Genomic DNA, 5,534 nt, shown 5'->3' on the forward strand with positions numbered 1-5,534 from the left:
ACGATCCTGCGACGGGCGACCATTAAAGCATCCCCCATAAACTTATCTAAAGTTCCTTCATGGTCAAATACTGCCTCTACCATTGTTTCAAAATATTGATTTAAAAGCTTAACTACTTCAGAAGCTTCTAGGTTTTCTGTAAGAGTTGTATAACCTCGAATATCAGAAAATAAAATAGTTACTTCCTTACGCTCTCCTTCAAGTAAAGCATCTTCAGCTAAAGTCATTACTTGTTCTGCAACCTCTGGAGTCATGTAGCGATACATAGTATTTTTCATGCGTTTTTCTTGACTAATATCTTCAAGAACGACCAATCCACCACGCACACCACCTTCAGGATTAGTTAGGGGATTAACTGTTAGATTCAAACTACGCTCAATGACTCGATCTAATTCAGATATATCTATTAATCTGCTAAAATCCATGTGGTTATTTTGAACTAAATTTGCCTCTAAATTGGTCGGTGTTTCTTCTCCCCAAAGAATAAAAATATTAGGATTTTTTTGGTCGGGAACTGCTAAAATATAAGCTATTTCTTCTTCACCTTCAAATTTTATAAAAGAACCTACTCGTAAATTTTGCTCTGGAACATATTGTCTAGTACCATGCTGTAAACTATCTTCTAAACGAAACTGTAAATTTTCAATTGGTATAACTTCCCATACATATCTACCAATCAGTTTTTCCTCCCAAAGTTGTCTATTTGTTTTACCTTTTATCTCTTTGTCAATAGGACAACCTAACATTTCTAAAGCTGCTCCATTGATAGTCACAATTCTGCCTTGCATATTTGTAGAAATTACAACATCAGACAAACTTTGTAGAATATCTTTCTGATATTGCTTTTCTACCAAAACATTTTCAAAAAGTTGAGAATTCTGAAGGGCAATACCTGCTTGAGCATTAAAAGCTAACAAAAATTTTTCATCTGAAGAATTAAAACTACCTTGATTTTTATTAATTAACTGAGTTACTCCAATCAATTCGCCCTTAGCATTATACACAGGCATACAGAGAATATTTCTTGTTTGATAACCTGTTTTTTGATCTGTACTAGGGTCAAAACGAGGATCTATATAAGCATCAGGAATATTAAGAGTTTCTCCAGTAGAAGCAACATAACCAGCTATACCTCGATTGGCAGGAATTCTAATTTCCACCATTTTTTTTTCATCTGCTGTCGCTACCTTAGTCCAAAGTTCATTTGTTTCTTTACTAAGTAGAAACAATGTGCTACGGTCTGCTTGCATTAAATTACAAGCTTGATCCATTACAGCTCTTAAAGTTGTTTCCAAGTCTAGACTTTGACCTAAAGTTGTGGTTGCTTTCAGTAATGCTGAAACCCCTCGCTGATTCCTAGCTGCTACATAAAATGATTGACAACTTTCTATAATAATTCCCATTGAATCACCGAAAGAGCGGAATAGTTGCTCATCCTCTTTGTCAAAAGGGACATCATTCGCTTTATTAAGTAGTCGTACTACTGCTACTGGTTTGTTAGAGCTGGTGGTGCTGAAAACTGGTATACAGAGGATAGTACGAGTATCATAGCCTGGAGGTTGGTCTACTTCTTCCCTGAAGAGTGGATGAGTTTTGGCATCAGCAATATTGAGCGCTTCTCCTGTTGTGGCCACATGGCCTAAAATACCAACATTAATTGGTAAGTGGTAATCTTGGGACTTACCCGTACTTTCGAGAATAGTCTTATACCAAAGTTGTTTTTTCTCTTGGTTAACTAAGAAAATAGTTGTTTGATCTGCTTTCAGGATTTGACCAATTTTGATAGTAAAGGCATCTAATAGTTGTTCTAGTAAAGTTTCAACACCTTTATTGTTAATTAAGTCAATAGCTCGTAGATATTGATGAAATTCAGCAGTAATAAACTCTAGCAGACAAACAAACTCTCCTACTGGCAAATCCTTCACGCGAGTTGCCAGTAGACCCATACGATCAACTTGAGTCAATGTTGCCAGAATACTACCAACAGCGTTAGAGAATGTCATTTGAACTGCTTGATCTTAAAGTTAAATTACTCCAACTTAAGTCTATATTTTCTCTGGGTTTAATTTTTTCCAAGTAGATAAAGTTTTTTACTTACAAAAAAAATGTTATTATACTAAATTAGACTATATCTAAGTATATTTATTCCAATAGTAGGGCATAAATCTAGAAAAGTTAGGACAATTATATGGTTAGCTAAATCCTATCATAAATTTTGAAAGAGGACTCCGGTTTTAATCACGAGATTTAACGGTGACATGGGGCGTAACTACTGTGCGGGAAATCTACGCAGACAACCTAGAGATAAATTTCGGTGTTGGTAAACAAGCGAGATGAAACTTTAAGGGTCATCCTTCTGTAATAGCTCCGAATACCTAACCAAAGTAGGCAAGGGGTGTTACGCTTACCAGAAAATCATCTTACCAATTACCAACGCCTAAATTTCAACCAGAAAAATAATTGAGCAATACGCGCCCGCATTTTTGGTGTTATAGTTATATCAATAGCAAAAAGGGCACAAGGCCAGGGGAAAGCGCACCGCCTACCCGGAGGAAACGTCAGTGTAAAGACAGAGCAACAATCCTTGTGGAGACGGTCTGGCAACTCAGTTTATTTAATTTGCTGCCTAGTTAAGAATGTATGTAGCCCTAGCGTTGTGCTAGTGAAACAAGAATCTCCCATTATAATCGAGGGATTTAACGGGAGAGTGTCAAGACTAGTTTTAGTCTACTTAATTATCACAAATGAATTTAATATCCCGCAGTCCATATCTAAAATCTATGATTTAGATATGGGTAACCTGGACAATAAATTATGTAAAGTTGTTTTGTCAACCCTAATAGCCAGACAGTTTACTCTCTTTAGCATATCTAGCAATCATCAAATTTTTTGTATTTATTTAATGTACTTCCTTTAGAGGTTTCACAAGAAAAATTTTCTGTTACCTGCTATAAATTCCAGTTTTTCCCTACCATCAAAAATTTCCATCCATAGCACCCTTTGATTTAGATGAAGTTAGCGATCGCAAATAGCTTTAGTTATGCTGCTGATGGTATAGAATAGGCAGAAATAACTTTTTGATAATAGTTTCTTAACTGCTGAGTTGCTGCTGACCATCCCCAAGATTCTGCTTCAGATCTGGCATTTTGACGTAGAGTTTCTCGTTCCTCTGAATGAGCTAAGAGGCTTTGAGTAGCTCCTATCGCTCCTTTTTCATCAACAGGATCGAATAGATAGCCATTTATTCCATTTGTAACAATATCAGGAATACCTCCAGAATTAGCTGCTACTACAGGAGTGCCGGCGGCCATAGCCTCTAAAAGTACCAATCCTAAAGTTTCAGTGCGAGAGGGAAAGATGAAAGCATCAGCAGATGCATAGGCAGAGGCCAGCTCTTGACCCCGGAGATAGCCCACAAAGTGTGTGGGAGTGTCTGCAAAATGTTGTTCTAGGGATTCTCGGTTAGGTCCATCTCCTACAAGAGCTAGACAAGCATTGGGGATGGCCTCCAGGATTGGTTTAATACGGTCAATCTCTTTTTCTGCACCTAAACGGCCAACGTATAGTAGTATTGCACTATCTGGATTTCCTTGACTGAGGCGATGGCGCATTTCTTGACTAGCATGGTGGGGCTGAAATAATTCTGTATCAACTCCGCGCTGCCAAAGGTCTACTCGCTCAATGCCGTGGTTGCTTAATTCTTCTACCATTGCTGTAGAGGTACAAAGATTTAAGTCTGCTTGATTATGGCCTGATTTGAGTAATTCCCAAAGCAACCCTTCGAACATTCCTAAACCATAATGATGTAGGTATTGAGGAAGGTGGGTATGATAAGATGCTACGAGTGGTATATTCAGCTTTTTAGCATAGTAGAGGCCACCTAAGCCTAATACTGCTGGGTTAGCTACATGAATTATATCTGGCTGAAACAGCTCTAACTGTTTACCAATAGTAGGAGTGGGTATTGCTAATTTTAATTCTGGATAGAGGGGTAAGGGAAAACCCTCAATGCCACAAATTTTTGCTCCTTGATATTCTTTTAGTCCTCCCTCGGGGGAAAATATTAGCACTTGGTCCCCAGAACGTTGCAGATGTTCAACAGTATGGCATAGACGGGTAACTATACCATCTATTTTTGGTAAAAATGTTTCGGTAAAAAGGGCTATCCTCATAAGTATATTAGCTGGAAAAATATTAGTCAGAATATTTATTTTTTTGCATGGTAACAGGTTTAGCTATTACCTCTTGAATTTAGTCAGGACACCGATAATCCCAGTTTATGTATTATCTCATAATTATTAACAAAGATAAACATTTTCTTTCGGTGTGATTAAGTAAGTCCATTTACTATCTTTTCTATAGATACACTGGTGTTGTACAAATTCTGTAATATTTTCTATCTTCACAATCCAATCTCGGCTATACTTTCGTAGAGTTTCACCCATGGGATTATGATCGAGACCCCATTGCAGTCTAATACTTGATCGCCCCACAAGTTCTTTCCATTCTTCTTGAATTTTATAGATAGTGGGAATAAATTTTGAATGTATTCCTTTTGTTCAAATTCCATCAAATGCTGTACGTTTGATAGTTACAGCCAGAATTATTTCTTGTCCTGTTTTGCTGCCCCATGCAGAACGATACATCATCCATAAAAAGTTGGTTTTAATCCAACTCATTCTATTCAGGCTAAACTCACCACCAAAATAACCTTTTGACGCTGCAAAATTAATGATTTATAGCCTATATGCTTAGTAGACAACCACAGAGTTTTCATCAAATTATGCTAATATCTATTTACCATTAGTTGGCCAATTACTAATTTGTTTGAGTTAAGTAGGTTTGTGTGGCTAGCTGCATATTAACTAGGGTTTGCTGAAAAAGTATGAGTGGTAGGGGTAGGAGACAACCCACCCCTAACCCCTCCCAGGAGGGGAATACTGGAGACAGGAGACAGGAGAAATTGGAATTTATAGGAGGTAGGAGCGGGCGTTTTGTAAGAATGATTTTTCTGCCCAACTATGCGCCTAAAATACGCTCCTTTTTGAGCATAAAGAGGTGAAAAATTTGCACTGCAATTCGACTCCAAAAATTCTTTAGTCTTTTTATGTCTTGCTTTTAGATTTAATCAGCAAGCCCTAACTAAACCATTAAATTTATAACTGGCGATCGCTTCTTTTTGAAAATTATTTAACCAAACAGAGGTAATAGTAAAAACTATTACCTCCATGATTTTTATAGACAGTTTATCGTTTCCAAGATACCTTGGGCAGAATATGATCTTTATCTACACGTTGCTTGTATTGAATAGCATAATTTAGCAGAGAATCTAACAGAGAATCAGATAAATAATGAGGTTGCAAGCCAAGATCTAAGAGATTTGTGTTTTTAGCATTGAAATAATGTTGCTCTAATTCCACTCTAGGATTTTCGAGGTAATTAATTTCTACATTATCCAAATTATCTAAATCATCTGGAGCTAAATTCAAATCTTTACCTGCTTTATCTTTAAAAGCTTTACCTGCTTTTTGGAC

The 5,534-nt window shown here is 36.9% G+C and carries 5 protein-coding genes and 1 pseudogene; 1 reads left to right on the forward strand and 5 read right to left on the reverse strand.

Translation table 11 applies throughout. From position 1 onward, the window contains the following. The 4 genes from F6K13_RS15985 to F6K13_RS16000 form a co-directional block, all read right to left on the reverse strand. The coding region (locus tag F6K13_RS15985; RefSeq protein ID WP_287287824.1) for an adenylate/guanylate cyclase domain-containing protein at nt 1–2,003 on the reverse strand (2,003 nt) is incomplete at its 3' end. Nucleotides 2,004–3,038: 1,035 nt separating this feature from the next. After that, nucleotides 3,039–4,172: a glycosyltransferase family 1 protein gene (locus F6K13_RS15990; RefSeq protein WP_124143629.1), complete on the reverse strand. Its 1,134-nt coding sequence runs from the start codon at nt 4,170–4,172 to the stop codon at nt 3,039–3,041. A gap of 126 nt (nt 4,173–4,298) precedes the next feature. Continuing rightward, nucleotides 4,299–4,493 (reverse strand): hypothetical protein, encoded by a 195-nt coding sequence (locus tag F6K13_RS15995; RefSeq protein ID WP_240038803.1) that lies wholly within the window; start codon nt 4,491–4,493, stop codon nt 4,299–4,301. Nucleotides 4,494–4,559: 66 nt separating this feature from the next. Continuing rightward, the gene (locus F6K13_RS16000; protein ID WP_375339409.1) at nt 4,560–4,736 is read right to left on the reverse strand and encodes a DUF4291 family protein; all 177 of its coding nucleotides are present in this window, start codon (nt 4,734–4,736) and stop codon (nt 4,560–4,562) included. A 149-nt stretch (nt 4,737–4,885) separates the two neighbouring features. Here F6K13_RS16000 and F6K13_RS16005 point away from each other — a divergent pair, with 149 nt between their 5' ends. Then, nucleotides 4,886–5,062, forward strand: coding sequence for a hypothetical protein (locus F6K13_RS16005; protein WP_161564361.1), 177 nt, complete (start codon nt 4,886–4,888; stop codon nt 5,060–5,062). Between the two features lie 184 nt (nt 5,063–5,246). On the opposite strand, the pseudogene F6K13_RS16010 reads toward F6K13_RS16005, so the two are convergent. Further along, a pseudogene (locus F6K13_RS16010) lies at nt 5,247–5,534 on the reverse strand (hypothetical protein); the annotation flags it as partial.

Source organism: Okeania sp. SIO2B9, from assembly GCF_010672505.1.
GTDB lineage: Bacteria > Cyanobacteriota > Cyanobacteriia > Cyanobacteriales > Microcoleaceae > Okeania > Okeania hirsuta.

What these genes read in the sequence shown, in the direction of transcription:
- F6K13_RS15990 (WP_124143629.1), bottom strand. Translation starts at nt 4,172, where the DNA reads ATGAGGATAGCCCTTTTTACCGAAACATTTTTACCAAAAATAGATGGT.
- F6K13_RS16005 (WP_161564361.1), top strand. Translation starts at nt 4,886, where the DNA reads ATGAGTGGTAGGGGTAGGAGACAACCCACCCCTAACCCCTCCCAGGAG.